We start from the raw sequence: 16,046 nt of genomic DNA, 5'->3' as shown, positions 1-16,046 counted from the left end.
GATGATGCAGCCCATCGCCAGACGCACGGGTTCCCTGCCCTTTGACCCGCTTTACGACCCGCTGCATGCGCGCGGCCTTGGCCCGCGCAGCGACTACGCGCCCACCTACTGGATCGGCACCGCCGGTCCGGCACCGCAGGATGACGGCCCCGTCACCGGCGACATGGATGTGGACGTGGCGATCATCGGCTCGGGCTATACCGGCCTTTCGACCGCCATCCATCTGGCCAAGGCGCATGGCATCAAGGCCGTGGTGCTTGAGGCGAATGGCGTGGCCTTCGGCTGCTCGACCCGCAATGGCGGTCAGGCCCAGATCAGCGCCGGGCGCCTGAAGCGCAGCCAATGGATCGACCGCTGGGGCCTGAACGTCGCCCGCGGCCTGCATGCCGAGATGGTCGAGGCCTTCGACCTGTTCCGCGGGCTGATCCGCGACCATGCCATCGACTGCCAGCCCCAAGAAGGCGGGCATTACTACATCGCCCATAAAGCCGCGCTGATCCCGACACTGGCCAAGGAAGCGGCACTTCTGAACGACAGCTTCGGCTACCGCGCCCGGATGCTGTCCCGTGAGGAGGTCATCGAAACCGTCGCCCACGACCACGAGGCCCAGGGCGCCATGTGGGAGCCGGACGGAACTGGCATCCATGCCGCGAAGCTGGCCTTCGGCTATCTGCGCACCGCCCGCGAACTGGGGGCACGGGTCCATACCGACAGCCCGGTGCAGGGTTGGGAGTTCAAGGGCGGTGTCCACCACCTGCGCACCCCCGGCGGCATTGTCCGCGCCCGGCGCGTGGCGGTGGCGACGGCGGCCTATGCCCCGCGCGGGCTGCATCCGCGCCTGCGCGACCGGCTGATGCCGATCATGTCGAACAGCGTCGTGACCCGCGTGTTGACGCCTTCGGAGCTGGACGCGATCGGCATCCGCACCGGCGCGCCTCTGACCGATACCCGCACGTTGCGCCATTACTATCGCCTGCTGCCGGACAACCGGCTGCAGATCGGCTCTCGGGCCGCGATCACCGGCAAGGATGCGGCGAATCCCGCCCATCTGCAGGGCCTGCTGGAGGGCATGGCCCGCAAGTTTCCCGCCCTGCGCGGGATCGAGCTGGATTATTCATGGTGGGGCTGGGTCGATGTCAGCCACGACATGATGCCCCGCATCACCAGCATTCCCGATCTGCCCGGCGCCTTCTATGCGCTTGGCTATGGCGGCAACGGGGTCATGTATTCCGCCATGGCCGGCCGCCGCATGGCGCAGCTGGTGGCGGGCGAGCCTGTCCCGAACCTGCCGATCTTCAACAGCGAACTTCCCCATGAGGGCTGGAAGACTCCCTTCCGCCGCCTTGGCCAATGGGGCCTCTATCACCTTTATCACTACCGCGACGAACGCGCATAAGGAGCCATAACCATGAAAATGACGACCGAGGAAGCCTTCGTCAAAGTCCTGCAACTGCACGGGATCGAACATGCGTTCGGGATCATCGGCTCGGCCATGATGCCGGTCAGCGACCTGTTCCCGAAAGCCGGGATCAAGTTCTGGGACTGCGCCCATGAAACCAATGCCGGGCTGATGGCCGACGGCTTCACCCGCTCGACCGGCAAGATGTCGATGGCGATCGCCCAGAACGGGCCGGGCGTCACCGGTTTTGTCACCCCGGTGAAAACCGCCTACTGGAACCACACGCCGCTGCTGCTGGTCACGCCGCAAGCCGCCAACAAGACCATCGGTCAGGGCGGCTTCCAGGAAATGGAGCAGATGCGCCTGTTCGCCGATTGCGTCTGCTATCAGGAAGAAGTCCGCGACGCCTCGCGCATCCCCGAGGTGCTGAACCGCGTCATCATGCAGGCGTGGCGCAACTCGGCCCCGGCGCAGATGAACATCCCGCGCGACATGTGGACGCAAGTCATCGACGTGGACCTGCCGCAGGTCGTGGCCTTCGAGCGCCCCTCGGGTGGCGAGAAAGCCGTGGCCGAGGCCGCCAAGCTGCTCTCCGAGGCCAAGTTCCCGGTGATCCTGTCCGGCGCGGGCGTGGTCCTGTCCGGCGCGATCCCGGATCTGGTCAAGCTGGCCGAGCGTCTGGATGCTCCGGTCTGCTCGAACTACCAGCATAATGACAGCTTCCCCGGCTCGCATCCGCTGGCGATGGGGCCGTTGGGCTATAACGGCTCGAAAGCCGGGATGGAGATCATCGCCAAGGCCGACGTGGTGCTGGCGCTGGGAACGCGGCTGAACCCGTTCTCGACCCTGCCCGGCTATGGCATCGACTATTGGCCGAAAGAGGCCAAAGTTATTCAGGTCGACATCAATGCCGACCGCATCGGCCTGACCAAGAAAGTGACCGTCGGCATCCAGGGCGACGCCGCCAAGGTCGCGCGCGGGATTCTGGCGCAGCTTTCCGACAATGCCGGCGACACCGGACGGGCCGAGCGCAAGGCGCTGGTCGCGCAGACCAAATCCCGCTGGGCGCAGGAACTGTCGAGCCTCGACCATGAGGATGACGATCCGGGCACCGAATGGAACTCGGGCGCCCGCACGCGTGAGGCCGAGCTGATGTCCCCCCGTCAGGCCTGGCGCGCGATCATGCAGGCGGTTCCGGCCACGGCCATCGTCAGCAGCGACATCGGCAACAACTGCGCCATCGGCAACGCCTATCCCAGCTTCGAAGCGGGCCGCAAATACCTTGCCCCCGGCCTGTTCGGTCCCTGCGGCTACGGTTTCCCGGCGATCCTTGGCGCCAAGATCGGCAACCCCGACACCCCGGTGATCGGCTTTGCCGGTGACGGTGCCTTCGGGATCTCGATGAACGAGATGACCGCCTGCGGCCGCGAGGATTGGCCCGCGATCACCATGGTCATCTTCCGCAACTACCAATGGGGCGCGGAAAAGCGCAACACGACGCTCTGGTATGACAACAACTTCGTCGGCACCGAACTGGATCGCGGCACCACCTATGCCGGGATCGCGCAGGCCTGCGGCGCGAATGGCGTGCAGGTCCGCTCGGCCGAGGAACTGACCTCGGCCCTGCACGAGGCCGTCGATCGCCAGCTGAAGAACAAGGAAACCACCTTCATCGAGGTGATCCTGAACCAGGAGCTGGGCGAGCCCTTCCGCCGCGACGCGATGAAAAAGCCGGTCGTGGTCGCGGGGATCGATCCCGCCGACATGCGCCCGCAAGTGGCGATGGCCTGATCCAGAACCGGCCGGGCGGTTGCGCCCGGCCAATCCCTGCACCTCCCCCCGGCCCGTTGGGCCGGGGCCGGATAGCTGATGCCCTGATCCGATACCCGTGGTCCGCCACGAGGAGAGCCCATGTCCCTGACCAGCACCGATCTGCGCCACGATCCCGCCCCTGTTTCCGGCCCTTCCCCCGCCGTCAAGCAACCGCCCTCGTTCGGGGCGGCAGACAAGCTGTTTACCCGCCTGTCGGGCGGCCTGACCCTTGGCCAGATCTTCCCCGGCCTTGCGGTCTCGGTTCTGGTGGCGGCGACGGCGCAGTTCCTGTCCGAGCATTACGGCGCGCCTGCCATGCTGATGGCCCTGCTGCTGGGGCTGGCACTGAACTTTCTGGCCGATGAGGGCTCGCGCACCGCGCCCGGCATCGGCTTTACCGCCCGCACCGTGCTGCGGCTGGGGGTGGCATTGCTGGGGGCGCGGATCTCGGTCGAGATGCTGGCGGGTCTGGGTGGGGCCGCAATCGCGCTGGTGGTGGCGGGGGTGGTGCTGACCATCCTGTTCGCGCTGGCCGTTACCCGGCTGATCGGGCGTGACTGGCGCTTTGCCCTGCTGACTGGCGGCGCGGTGGCGATTTGCGGTGCATCCGCCGCCATGGCGATTGCCGCCGTCCTGCCCCGGCACGAGAAATCCGAACGCGATCTGGTCTTTACCGTTCTGGCGGTGACGGTGCTGTCGACCGTGGCCATGGTGATCTATCCGATGCTGGCGCAGGTCTTTGGGCTGGATGCCCGCGATGCCGGGGTCTTCCTGGGCGGCACCATCCATGACGTGGCCCAAGTGGTCGGCGCGGGCTTTTCGATCAGTCCCGAGGCCGGCGAGACCGCGACCCTGGTCAAGCTGATCCGGGTGTCGATGCTGGCCCCGGTCGTGCTGGTGTTTTCGCTGGCGATCCGGGCGCGTGGACTGGCCGATCAGGTCGAGGGCCAGCGCCCACCCTTGCTGCCGGGCTTTGTGCTGGGTTTTCTGGTGCTTGCCGCCGTCAATTCGGCCGGGCTGATCCCGGTCTGGCTGGCCGATGCCGCGGGCGCGCTGTCCCGCTGGGCGCTGCTGGTCGCCATTGCCGCGGTAGGGATCAAGACCTCGTTGCGCAAGATGATGGAGGTCGGGCCCACGGCCATTGCGCTGTTGGTCGCCGAGACCCTGTTCCTGGGACTGTTCGTGGTCGGGGGAATCCATTGGATCGGTTGAGCCGCGCCATGGGGCTCTGCCCCGATCCCTGCGGGATCTCCCCGGGATATTTGAACAAGAAAGAATATCGGGCCTGTGCCAGCCCACCCACCCTTCCTCATCCATGAGCCACCGATGAAACCGCTGGACCTGATCTATCAATCCGCCCGCGAAAATCCCCGTCACATCATCCTGTCCGAGGGCCGCGATCCGCGCGTTTCCGAGGCCGCCATCCGGCTGGCTGGCGAAGGGCTGGCGCGGGTGACGCTGATGGACGGGCCCGCGCTGCCCGGTGTGGTGTCGATGAGTTCGGCAGATGCCCCCGATCTGGTCGAGCTGTCGATCCACTGGCACCGGCTGCGCGCCGGGCGGGGCATGACGGCCGAGCGGGCCTTGGAGGAGATGCGCGACCCGATCCGGCAGGCGGCGATGCGGGTCCGCTTGGGACAGGCCGATGGCACGGTCGGTGGCGCCGTTGCCACCACCGCCGACACGGTGCGCGCCGCCATTCAGATCATTGGCAAGGCACCCGAGGCCGGGATCGTGTCCAGTTTCTTCCTGATGCTGGCCTGCGAGAACGGTGCCGCGATCAAGGGCGGCATGATCTTTGCCGATTGCGGGCTGGTGATCGAACCCGATGCCGCAGAGCTTGCCGCCATCGCCCGTTCCGCCGCGCAATCCTGCCGGCAGGTGCTGCGCGAGACGCCGAGGGTGGCGCTGCTGTCCTTTTCCACCGCCGGTTCCGCCGAGCATCCCTGCCTGCACCGCATCCGCGAGGCCCTGCGCCTGATCCGCGAAGCCGAACCGGATCTGGAGGTCGATGGCGAGTTGCAATTCGACGCCGCGCTGGACGATGCGATCCGCGCGAAGAAAGCGCCGGGCAGCCGGTTGACCGGGCGGCCGAATGTCTTTGTCTTTCCAGATCTGGCCTCGGGCAATATCGGCTACAAGATCGCGCAGCGTCTGGGCGGGATGACCGCCATCGGCCCGATCCTGCAGGGTCTGGCCAAACCCGCCAACGATCTGTCACGGGGCTGTTCGGCCGAGGATATCGTGGCGGCGGCGGCCATTACCTCGGTTCTGGCGGGATCAGGCGACGCTCAGCGGATTTCGTAGGGCACGATCATGCGCTGGTGGTGATCGACACCGATGCGGCCCTTGATCGGCGGCCAGGCGCGGTTCGGGCAGCGGACGCGTTCGCAGATCCGGCAGGACACCCCGATCGGATCGTATTTGACCACCGCGCTTTCCAGAAGGTCATCGGCATAGACAAAGGCCTCGGCGTTGCTGCGTTCGCAGCCGAAGGCCAGCGCATAGGTGATTTCATGGCCGCGAAACCCGCCTGAGCGCTTGGCCACCTGCAATGCCAGCGACAGATATTGCCCGCCATCGGGGGTTTCCGCCATCTGCCGGATGATCCGGCCCTGCGCCTCGAAGGCCTGATGCACGTTCCAGACCGGGCAGGCCGCGCCGAAACGGGCGAATTGCAGCCGGGTGGCGCTGTGGCGCTTGGTGATGTTTCCTGCCCGATCAATACGGGCAAAGAACATCGGCACGCCCTTTTTCCCCGGTCGTTGCAGCGTCGAGAGCCGGTGGCAAACCTGCTCAATCGAGCAGTTGAAGCGCAAGGCGAGCAGTTCGACATCGTGGCGCAACTGGGCGGCGGCTTCAAGGAACTGACCATAAGGCATCAGCAGCGCCCCGGCGAAATAGTTCTGCAAGCCGATCTTGCAGATTTCGCTGGCCTCGGGGGTGCGGAATCCGGCGGCGGTGATGATGGCCGCAATGGCCTCGCCTGCCTCAAACTGGGCCAGTTGCACTGCCATCTGGAATTGCTGGGTCTGGGCGGGCGAATAGGTGTTCAGGTACAGGATCGACGCACCCGCATCGAAACTGCGCAGCGCCCCTTCATCGGCGCGGAAGCGCACCCCGACCCCGTGCCGTTCCAGCTTGCGCTTCAGCGCGACCAGCGATTCCTCGGGCAGCCCCATTTCGGAGGCCAGCCGTTCCGCAGCCAGATCGAGGTCATGGATGTAATTGTCGACGAAATGGAAGTAATCCCGGACTTCCTCATAGGGCGTCGCCTCGGACATGCCGCGGGCCAGTTCCTCATCTATACCCGCCAGCCGCTCGGTGCTGCGGCGGTAGGCCTGATGGGCAAGGATCAGGGCATGGGCGACGCTGGGGGCATTCTGCGCCACCAGCTTAAGGTCCTGAACGCTGGGCGAAATCCCCTCGAACAGCGGATCGGTCAGGGCCTCGGAAAAAGCTGAGAGCAGGCGGTCGCCCTCCCCCCCGGAAATCTCGGAGACCTGCAGCTGGAACTTGTCGACCAGCGCCAGCAGCACCGTCGCCGAAACCGGGCGGTTATTGCTTTCGATCTGGTTGAGATAGCTGGTCGAAATCCCCAACCGCTCTGCGAATTGCGACTGGTTCAGTTTGCGCGACAGCCGCAGCTCGCGCACGCTTCTGCCGATGAAGAGCTTGCCGATCGCCATTTTTGCATTTTCACAATTTCATATTACTGATTTTGTAAATTCCCCTGTATTCATGTTCAACACTTTTTGCCGGATCGCGCTAAACTTAAGACATCTTCCGAAGGAGAGGGTCCATGCAGCGAGTTCTGGAAGAGTTGGAAGACCGCCGTGCCCAGGCAAGACTGGGTGGCGGGCAAAAGCGCATCGAGGCACAGCATGCCAAGGGCAAGCTGACCGCGCGCGAGCGGATCGAGGTCCTGCTGGACGAGGGCTCCTTCGAGGAGTTCGACATGTATGTCACCCATCGCGCCACCGATTTCGGCATGAGCGACCAGAAGGTCGCGGGCGACGGCGTCGTCACCGGCTGGGGCACGATCAACGGTCGGCAGGTCTATGTCTTTTCACAGGACTTCACCGTGCTGGGCGGGTCCCTGTCCGAAACCCATGCACAGAAGATCTGCAAGATCATGGACATGGCCGTGCGCGTCGGCGCACCCGTCATCGGGCTGAACGATTCCGGCGGCGCCCGCATTCAGGAAGGCGTGGCCAGCCTTGCCGGTTACGCCGAGGTCTTCCGCCGCAATGCCGAGGTCTCGGGCGTGATTCCGCAGATCTCTGTTATCATGGGCCCCTGCGCGGGTGGCGCGGTCTATTCGCCGGCGATGACCGATTTCATCTTCATGGTCCGCGATTCCTCTTACATGTTCGTGACTGGCCCGGACGTGACGAAAACCGTCACCAATGAGATCGTCACCGCCGAGGAATTGGGCGGCGCTAGCACTCACACCCAGAAATCCTCGGTCGCGGATGCGGCCTTTGAGAATGACATCGAGGCGCTTGAGGCCGTCCGGCAGCTGTTCGATTTCCTGCCGCTGAACAACCGCGAAAAGCCTCCGGTCCGTCCGTCGCATGACGATCCGGCGCGTATCGCAAATCGGCTGGACACGCTGATCCCCGACAGCGCCAACAAGCCCTATGACATGAAAGAGCTGATCCTCGCACTGGCTGATGAGGGCGATTTCTTTGAAATTCAGGAAGCTTACGCCCGCAACATCATCACCGGATTCATCCGGCTCGAGGGGCAGACGGTGGGTGTCGTCGCCAACCAGCCGATGGTGCTGGCGGGCTGTCTGGATATTGACAGTTCGCGCAAGGCGGCGCGTTTCGTGCGCTTCTGCGATGCGTTTTCCATTCCGCTGCTGACGTTGGTGGATGTCCCCGGCTTCCTTCCGGGCACGGCGCAGGAATATGGCGGGGTCATCAAGCACGGGGCGAAGCTGCTTTTCGCCTATTCCGAGGCAACCGTGCCGATGGTGACGCTGATCACCCGCAAGGCCTATGGTGGGGCCTATGACGTGATGGCGTCAAAGCATATCGGGGCCGATATCAACTACGCCTGGCCCACGGCCGAGATCGCCGTCATGGGGGCCAAGGGCGCGACCGAGATCCTGTATCGTTCCGAACTGGGCGACCCCGACAAGATCGCGGCACGGACCAAGGAATACGAGGCCCGTTTCGCCAATCCCTTTGTCGCCGCCGAGCGTGGCTTCATCGACGAGGTGATCCTGCCGCATTCCTCGCGTCGCCGCATTGCCCGCGCCTTTGCCGCGCTGCGCAGCAAGCAGGTGACGACGCATTGGAAAAAACACGACACGATCCCGCTATGACCGGGCCCGCTATGACCGGCAACATCCTGAACCTCGACGGGAAGACCATGTTCAAGAAAATCCTGATCGCCAACCGGGGCGAGATCGCCTGCCGGGTCATCAAGACGGCACGGAAAATGGGCATCCAGACGGTCGCGGTCTATTCCGACGCCGACCGCGATGCCCTGCATGTCCGCATGGCCGACGAAAGTGTCCATATCGGCCCGGCGCCTTCCAGCCAGTCCTATATCGTCATCGACCGCATTCTTGAGGCGATCCGCCAGACCGGCGCCGATGCGGTCCATCCGGGCTACGGCTTCCTGTCGGAAAACGCGGCCTTCGCCGCCGCGCTGGAAAAGGCGGGCGTGGCATTCATCGGCCCACCGGTCTGGGCGATCGAGGCGATGGGCGACAAGATCACCTCGAAGAAGATCGCGGCCGAGGCTGGGGTCAGCACCGTTCCCGGCCATATGGACCTGATCGAGGATGCCGATGAGGCGGTGCGGATCGCGTCATCCATCGGTTATCCGGTCATGATCAAGGCCTCCGCCGGCGGCGGCGGCAAGGGCATGCGGATCGCGTGGAATGACGCCGAGGCCCGCGAAGGTTTCCAATCCTCGCGCAATGAGGCCAAGTCCTCGTTCGGCGATGACCGCATCTTCATCGAGAAATTCGTCACCCAACCCCGCCATATCGAAATTCAGGTTCTGGGCGACCAGCATGGCAACACGCTGTATCTGGGTGAGCGCGAATGTTCGATCCAGCGCCGCAACCAGAAGGTCATCGAGGAAGCGCCCTCGCCCTTCCTTGACGCCGCCACCCGCAAGGCCATGGGCGAGCAGGCAGTCGCGCTGGCCAAGGCGGTCGGATATTTCTCGGCTGGGACGGTGGAGTTCATCGTCGATGGCGACCGGAATTTCTATTTCCTCGAAATGAACACCCGGCTGCAGGTCGAACATCCGGTGACGGAACTGGTGACCGGCATCGATCTGGTCGAACAGATGATCCGGGTCGCCGCGGGTGAGACGCTGAGCTTTGCCCAGAGCGATGTGAAGCTGAACGGCTGGGCCATCGAGTCGCGGCTATATGCCGAGGACCCCTATCGCAACTTCCTGCCCTCGGTCGGGCGGTTGACGCGTTATCGTCCGCCGGTCGAGGGGCGGCGCGATGACGGCTCGGTCATCCGCAACGATACCGGGGTGTTCGAGGGCGGCGAGATCTCGATCTATTACGATCCGATGATCGCGAAGCTGTGCACATGGGCCAAGGACCGCCCCCGCGCCATCGCCGCCATGGAAGCAGCACTTGACGATTTCGAGGTCGAGGGCTGCGGCAACAACCTGCCTTTCCTGTCTGCGGTCATGGGTCAGGAACGCTTTCAGGCCGGGCGCCTGACCACCGCCTATATCGCCGATGAATTCCCCGACGGCTTCACCGGCGTTCAGCCCACGCCCCAGGACCATCGCAAGCTGGCCGCTGTCGCCGCGCTGATCAACCAGACCCTGCGCGCGCGGGCGACCGAGATTTCCGGCACGCTGCATCGCCACAATCCGGGCCGTGACTGGGTGGTGACCTTTCCCGGCGGTGAGCAGGCGTTGAAGCTGGACACCTCGGCCGATGGTCTTTCGGCGCGGTTCAGCGACGGGACCAGCCTGTCGGTTTCGGGCCGCTGGATTCCCGGCCATAGCCACGGGACGTTCCTGGTCGATGCGGTGCCGATGGGGGTCAAGGTCGATCTGATCGGCTCGGCCATCCGGCTGCGCTGGCGCGGCATCGACACCCGCGTCCATGTCCGCAGCCCGCGCATCGCGGAACTGGCGCGGCTGATGCCGGTAAAAACACCACCCGACACCTCGCGGATGCTGCTATGCCCGATGCCGGGGATCGTCACCACTGTGGCCGTCTCCGAAGGTGAGCAGGTCGAGGAAGGCCAGACCTTGGCCACGGTCGAGGCGATGAAGATGGAAAACATCCTGCGCGCCGAGCGCCGGGCCATCGTCAAGCGCATCGCCGTCAGCGCGGGCCAAAGCCTTGCCGTGGACGAGCTGATCATGGAATTCGAATGACGAAGGGGCCGACCATGTCCAAGAAGAACCTCAACGACTGGGACGCTTTGGCCGAACGCGAATTGAAGGCGTCGCCGGAAACGCTGGTCTGGAACACGCCGGAAGGGATCGCGGTCAAGCCGCTTTACACCGCCGAGGATCTGGAGGGCGTCGGCCATCTGGACAGCCTGCCGGGCTTTGCCCCCTTTGTGCGCGGCCCGCGCGCGACCATGTATGCGGGCCGACCCTGGACGATCCGGCAATATGCCGGGTTTTCCACTGCCGAGGAATCGAACGCCTTCTACCGCCGCAACCTTGCCGCCGGGCAGAAGGGCCTGTCGGTCGCCTTCGATCTGGCCACCCATCGCGGTTATGACAGCGACCATCCCCGCGTCGAAGGCGATGTCGGAAAGGCGGGCGTCGCCATCGATTCCGTCGAGGACATGAAGATCCTGTTCGACGGCATTCCGCTGAAGGACATGTCCGTGTCCATGACCATGAATGGCGCGGTCATCCCGATCCTTGCCAGTTTCATCGTCGCGGGCGAGGAGCAGGGCTGCCCGCGCGCCGCACTGTCCGGGACGATCCAGAACGACATCCTCAAGGAGTTCATGGTCCGCAACACCTATATCTATCCGCCCGAGCCCTCGATGCGGATCGTGGCCGACATCATCGAATACACCGCGCGAGAGATGCCACGCTTCAACTCGATCTCGATTTCCGGCTACCACATGCAGGAAGCGGGCTCGACGCTGGTGCAGGAACTGGCCTTCACCCTAGCCGATGGGCGCGAATATGTCCGGGCGGCGCTGGCCAAGGGGCTGGATGTCGACGAATTCGCCGGGCGGCTGTCGTTCTTTTTCGCCATCGGCATGAATTTCTTCATGGAAGCGGCGAAACTGCGCGCCGCCCGCCTGCTGTGGTCGCGCATCATGGCCGAATTCCAGCCGAAAAAGCCGTCCTCGCTGATGCTGCGCACGCATTGCCAGACCTCGGGCGTGTCGCTGCAGGAACAGGACCCCTACAACAACATCATCCGCACCGCCTATGAGGCGCTGTCGGCGGCGCTTGGCGGCACGCAATCGCTGCATACCAATGCGCTGGATGAGGCGATCGCGCTGCCCACCGATTTCTCGGCCCGGATCGCCCGCAATACCCAGCTGATCCTGCAGCATGAAACCGGCGTCACCAATGTCGTCGATCCGCTGGCTGGCTCCTATTACGTCGAAAGCCTGACCAACGAATTGGCCGAAAAGGCATGGGCGCTGATCGAGGAAGTCGAAGAGATGGGCGGCATGACCAAGGCCGTGACCGAGGGTCTGCCCAAGCGCCTGATCGAACAGGCCGCAACCCGCCGTCAGGCGGCGGTCGACCGGGGCGAGGAAGTCATCGTCGGCGTCAACAAATACCGGCTGGATAACGAAGAACCCATCGACATTCTTGCCATCGACAATACCGCCGTCCGCGACGCGCAGATCCGGCGGCTGGCCGATGTCCGCCGCCAGCGCGACCCGCAAAAAGTCGAAGCTACGCTAGAGGCGCTGACCGAAGTCGCACGCAGCGGTCAGGGCAATCTGTTGGCCGCCGCGGTCGATGCCGCCCGCGCCCGCGCGACTGTGGGCGAAATCTCGAACGCCATGCGGCAGATCTTTGGCGACCACTCGGCCCTGCCCGAGGTGGTCGGCGGCGTCTATGGCCCCGCCCATGACAACGACCCCGAATACAAGACGCTGACCACGCGTCTGGACAGCTACAGCCGGAATGCGGGCAAGCCCAAGGTGATGATCGCCAAGCTGGGTCAGGACGGCCATGATCGTGGTGCCAAGGTCATCGCCTCGGCCTTTGGCGATATGGGCTTTGACGTGGTCGCCGGGCCGCTGTTCCAGACCCCAAGCGAGGCTGCCGATCTGGCCATCCGCGAAAAGGTGCAGGTGGTCGGCATGTCCTCGCTCGCGGCGGGGCACCGGACGCTGGCCCCGCAACTGATCGAGGCGCTGAAGCAGAAGGGCGCAAGCCATGTCATCGTCGTGGTCGGTGGGGTCATCCCGCGGCAGGATTATGATTTCCTGCTGGAAAACGGCGTCGCGGCGGTCTTTGGCCCCGGTACCAACGTGCTGGATGCGGCGAATAAGGTGATCGACCTGCTGGAAGGCAAGATCCGCAACAATTGAGGCTTTCGATGATCAAGCGCGTCAATCACATCGCCATCGCGGTCCCCGATCTGGAGCTTGCCGCCCAGACTTGGCGCAATCTGGGCGTCACCGTCTCGGAACCGCAGACCCTGCCCGAACATGGCGTCCGCGTCGTCTTTCTTGAGTTCGGCAACGTCAAGCTGGAGCTGCTGGAGGCCTATGGCGAGGGCTCTCCGATCGACAAGTTCATGCAGAAGAACCCTGCGGGAGGGATGCATCACGTCTGCTTCGATGTGGACGATATCGGGGCGACCTCGGCCAAGTTGCAGGATGCAGGCATCCGCGTGCTGGGCGGTGGCCAGCCCAAGATCGGGGCGCATGGCAATCCGGTGCTGTTCGCGCATCCCTCGGACCTGTTCGGAGTGCTGACCGAATTCGAGGAACCCCACACGCCCGAAAGCTAGGCTGCCGAGGACGTCGTGACCCTGCGTCACGCATCCCCGGACAAGCGAATTCATCAAAGCTTAACAAAACGGCCACTCGGCTGTCATGGTTCGACACATATTCCGCCCTCCGGAAATACCCCTGAATTATCAGGGACCTATCTGGAGAAATTATGCTTTCCCTCAAGACCTCGGTTTCTGCGACAGCCCTTGCGCTGGCATTTCTCAGCGCTCAGGGCGTCGCTGCCGAGACCCTCAACACGCCACGCCTGTCCAGCGCGGACAACTTCCGCGACATTGCCGGTACGACCACCGCCTATAGCACCGCCCGGAACGGCGTCATGCGGCAGGGCGTGTTCTATCGCTCGAACGCTTTGACGCTGTCGGATGCGGATCTGGCGACGGTCAACACGCTGGGCATCAGCGATGTCTATGACCTGCGCACGCCCGGAGAGGTCGCCACGGCACCAGACCGGGTTCCGACCGGCGCGAGCTATACCAACGTCAACCTGATGGGCAATGCCAGCGTCCATTTCAACCCGACCACCGCCGATGAAACCCGCGCCTTCATGCAGGACGGCGAGCGCGCCTATGTCAACAACAGCGACATGCGGAGCCGTCTGGCCGGAATGCTGAACGACATGGCAGCAGCCGACGGTGCATCGCTTTTCCATTGCACGGCGGGCAAGGACCGCACCGGCTGGACCGCGGCGGTGCTGCAAAGCCTCGCAGGGGTCAGCGACGCCGATATCATGACGAACTATCTGGCCACCAACGACTATACTGCCGAGCGGGTCGCGGCGACGATGGCTTACCTGAACGCCACCAACCCCGCCTATGCCGAGATCATGGGCCCGGTCATGGGCGTCGAGGCGAGCTATCTGCAGGCCGGTCTGGACGAAGTCGCCAGCCAATACGGCACGATGCAGAACTACCTGACCGAAGGTCTGGGCCTGTCGCAGGAAACGATCTATGTCCTGCGCGGCAAGATGGTGCGCTACCAACTGCCGGTGCAGCAGGATCTGAAAGGCAACGCATCCGCAGGCGCGAAGGTGCTGAGCGCCCTGCAGGACAGCGACCTGTCCGGCCGCTACACCGACTACAACTATTACCTGCAATCGGCGATCGACGCGGGCACGCTGGGCGGGGTCGAGGCGACTGTCGGCGGTCAGGTCCATGCCGATGCGGCCAGTTCGCTGCTGCGTGAAATCGGCCTGATCGACAGCGCCCTGCCCTATGCCACCGGTCGCGCGATGGCGGATGGCCAAAGCCAGTTTTGGACCAAGGGGCTCAGCTTTCAGGACGATCAGGACGCGCGTTCGGGCATTGCCAGCAGCGACGGCGATGTCAACGGCTTCATGATGGGGATGAGCAAGCGTTTCGACGGACAGATCGCGGCCTATGCCGGGGCGGGCACGCTGCAGGGGTCGACCTCGTCGGCCGAGGGTCAGGCCGATACCGATCAGATCTTTGTCACGGCGGGTGGCCGCTATGGCTTTGACAGCCTCGATCAGGGGACATTCGTTTCGGCCAACGTGACCGCCGCGAAGTTCGACTATGACAGCACCCGCCAGATCGGCGGCGGTCTGGGCACGGCCAAGGGCAGCACCGACGGCAACCTTTACGGGGCCAGCCTGAAACTGGGCTATGACCATGTGACGGCGGACTATCGCGTCACCCCGACCGTCGGCATCCGCTTCAGCCATCTGAAGCGCGACGGCTTTACCGAGACCGGCAGCGAGCTGGCCTTGGATGTCGATGCGCTCAGCGAAAGCCGCCGCGACCTGCTGCTGGGGGTCGAGCTTGAGGCGAAGCCGACCGCCATGGGGAATTGGAGCGTCTCTCCGGCACTGAATATCGGTTACGAACATGCGCTGGATGATGCTGCCACCAGCAGCACCGGCCGGATCGAGGGGATTCCAGTCGAACAGGTCTCGGCCTTTGACAGCCGCGACGTGTTCCGGGCGGGCGCATCGATCAGCGCGAAACTTGACCGGCTGACGCTGTCTGCCGAAGGGAATTATCAGGACGGGAATTCCGGCGGGATGCTCTCGGCCAGCTATTCCTTCTAAGAAAGCGGCCTCCGGCATTTTCGCGCCGGAGGCCATACCCGCTAGGCCCCGCCCAGCAGCGCGTCTTTCAGGCTTTTCGCGGCCTCCCGCTCGCCCGACAGGCGCAGTTCTTTTTCGACATGATCAAGGTGATGCGCCATCGCCTTTTTCGCCGCCTTCACGTCGCCGCTACGCAGATGGGTGATAATCTCCTCATGCTCGTCCGGCCCGCAATTATACTTGTCGGAATCGCGGAAGGCGGCGGTGATCAATGAGCTGCGCCCGATCAGGTCGCGCATCAGCCCGCACAGGAAATCGGCCTGCGCCATCTCGGCCAGCATCATGTGAAAGCCGCCCGACAGCTTGATGATTGCGCGCTGGTCGTTTTCGGCATTGGCGACGCGCTCTTGTTCGACATGCGCGACCATCGCATCCAGCTTGCTTTCGTCCAGCCGGTCCATCAGTCTTTCGATGACCCGTTGTTCGACCGAGCGGCGGATATGAAAGATGTCGCGCGCTTCCTCGACATTGGGTTCGGCGACGAAGGCACCCTTGTTGACCTCGCTGGTGACCAGCCCTTCGCGTTCCAGCATGGCCAGAACCTGACGGACACGGGCGCGGCTGATGCCAAAGACCTCGGCCAGCTCGGCTTCCTTCAGTCGCATTCCGGGGCGCAGGCGGCGTTCTGCGATCGAGAGCCAGATCCGCTCGGCAATCTGTTCGGCGGTAAGCGCGTCCATAGGTGTCCTGAATAACAATGCAATACCGAAACTAGCCGATTTTTCCTCTTCTGGTCCAGAAGAAATGCTGGCATCATTGTCGACAATATAGTTGACATTTATAGCGAACG

General features: G+C 64.0%; 11 protein-coding genes. 9 read left to right on the top strand and 2 right to left on the bottom strand.

The features are described from left to right. The first annotated feature begins 4 nt into the window (after nucleotides 1-4). The 4 genes from IB235_RS12760 (at nucleotide 5) to IB235_RS12745 (ending at nucleotide 5,518) form a co-directional block, all read left to right on the top strand. Nucleotides 5-1,396: an FAD-dependent oxidoreductase gene (locus IB235_RS12760; protein ID WP_192337164.1), complete on the top strand. Its 1,392-nt coding sequence runs from the start codon at nucleotides 5-7 to the stop codon at nucleotides 1,394-1,396. Between the two features lie 12 nt (nucleotides 1,397-1,408). After that, the gene (xsc, locus tag IB235_RS12755) at nucleotides 1,409-3,190 is read left to right on the top strand and encodes a sulfoacetaldehyde acetyltransferase (protein WP_192337059.1); all 1,782 of its coding nucleotides are present in this window, start codon (nucleotides 1,409-1,411) and stop codon (nucleotides 3,188-3,190) included. Between the two features lie 120 nt (nucleotides 3,191-3,310). Next, nucleotides 3,311-4,423: a YeiH family protein gene (locus IB235_RS12750; protein WP_155040260.1), complete on the top strand. Its 1,113-nt coding sequence runs from the start codon at nucleotides 3,311-3,313 to the stop codon at nucleotides 4,421-4,423. A 114-nt stretch (nucleotides 4,424-4,537) separates the two neighbouring features. Then, nucleotides 4,538-5,518 (top strand): phosphate acetyltransferase, encoded by a 981-nt coding sequence (locus tag IB235_RS12745; protein WP_192337058.1) that lies wholly within the window; start codon nucleotides 4,538-4,540, stop codon nucleotides 5,516-5,518. On the opposite strand, the gene IB235_RS12740 is transcribed toward IB235_RS12745, so the two are convergent. Then, nucleotides 5,503-6,900, bottom strand: a complete 1,398-nt coding sequence (locus IB235_RS12740; protein ID WP_155040258.1) for a short-chain fatty acyl-CoA regulator family protein — start codon at nucleotides 6,898-6,900, stop codon at nucleotides 5,503-5,505. The two genes, IB235_RS12745 and IB235_RS12740, sit on opposite strands and share 16 nt — an antisense overlap. 113 nt (nucleotides 6,901-7,013) lie before the next feature. Between IB235_RS12740 and IB235_RS12735 the strand changes: the two genes are divergently transcribed. The 5 genes from IB235_RS12735 to IB235_RS12715 all read left to right on the top strand — a co-directional run bounded on the left by IB235_RS12735 (nucleotide 7,014) and on the right by IB235_RS12715 (nucleotide 15,217). Then, on the top strand, nucleotides 7,014-8,546 hold the full coding sequence (locus tag IB235_RS12735; RefSeq protein WP_192337057.1) for an acyl-CoA carboxylase subunit beta: 1,533 nt from the start codon (nucleotides 7,014-7,016) through the stop codon (nucleotides 8,544-8,546). A 47-nt stretch (nucleotides 8,547-8,593) separates the two neighbouring features. Continuing rightward, a complete protein-coding gene (locus IB235_RS12730) occupies nucleotides 8,594-10,591 on the top strand; it encodes an acetyl/propionyl/methylcrotonyl-CoA carboxylase subunit alpha (protein ID WP_192337163.1) in 1,998 nt (665 codons plus the stop codon). A gap of 14 nt (nucleotides 10,592-10,605) precedes the next feature. After that, on the top strand, nucleotides 10,606-12,741 hold the full coding sequence (gene scpA / locus IB235_RS12725; RefSeq protein ID WP_192337056.1) for a methylmalonyl-CoA mutase: 2,136 nt from the start codon (nucleotides 10,606-10,608) through the stop codon (nucleotides 12,739-12,741). A gap of 8 nt (nucleotides 12,742-12,749) precedes the next feature. Next, entirely contained in the window at nucleotides 12,750-13,166 is a 417-nt protein-coding gene (gene mce, locus IB235_RS12720; protein ID WP_192337055.1) for a methylmalonyl-CoA epimerase, read from the top strand. Nucleotides 13,167-13,318: 152 nt separating this feature from the next. Next, the gene (locus tag IB235_RS12715; protein WP_225612286.1) at nucleotides 13,319-15,217 is read left to right on the top strand and encodes a tyrosine-protein phosphatase; all 1,899 of its coding nucleotides are present in this window, start codon (nucleotides 13,319-13,321) and stop codon (nucleotides 15,215-15,217) included. A gap of 41 nt (nucleotides 15,218-15,258) precedes the next feature. On the opposite strand, the gene IB235_RS12710 is transcribed toward IB235_RS12715, so the two are convergent. Then, nucleotides 15,259-15,936 (bottom strand): GntR family transcriptional regulator, encoded by a 678-nt coding sequence (locus IB235_RS12710; protein WP_155040253.1) that lies wholly within the window; start codon nucleotides 15,934-15,936, stop codon nucleotides 15,259-15,261. Nucleotides 15,937-16,046: the final 110 nt, after the last annotated feature.

The sequence above is a fragment of the Paracoccus sp. PAR01 genome, assembly GCF_014851995.1.
Taxonomy (GTDB): Bacteria; Pseudomonadota; Alphaproteobacteria; order Rhodobacterales; family Rhodobacteraceae; genus Paracoccus; species Paracoccus litorisediminis.
The sequence above is the reverse complement of the archived record's forward strand: the minus strand, read 5'-3'. Positions and strand labels throughout refer to the sequence as shown.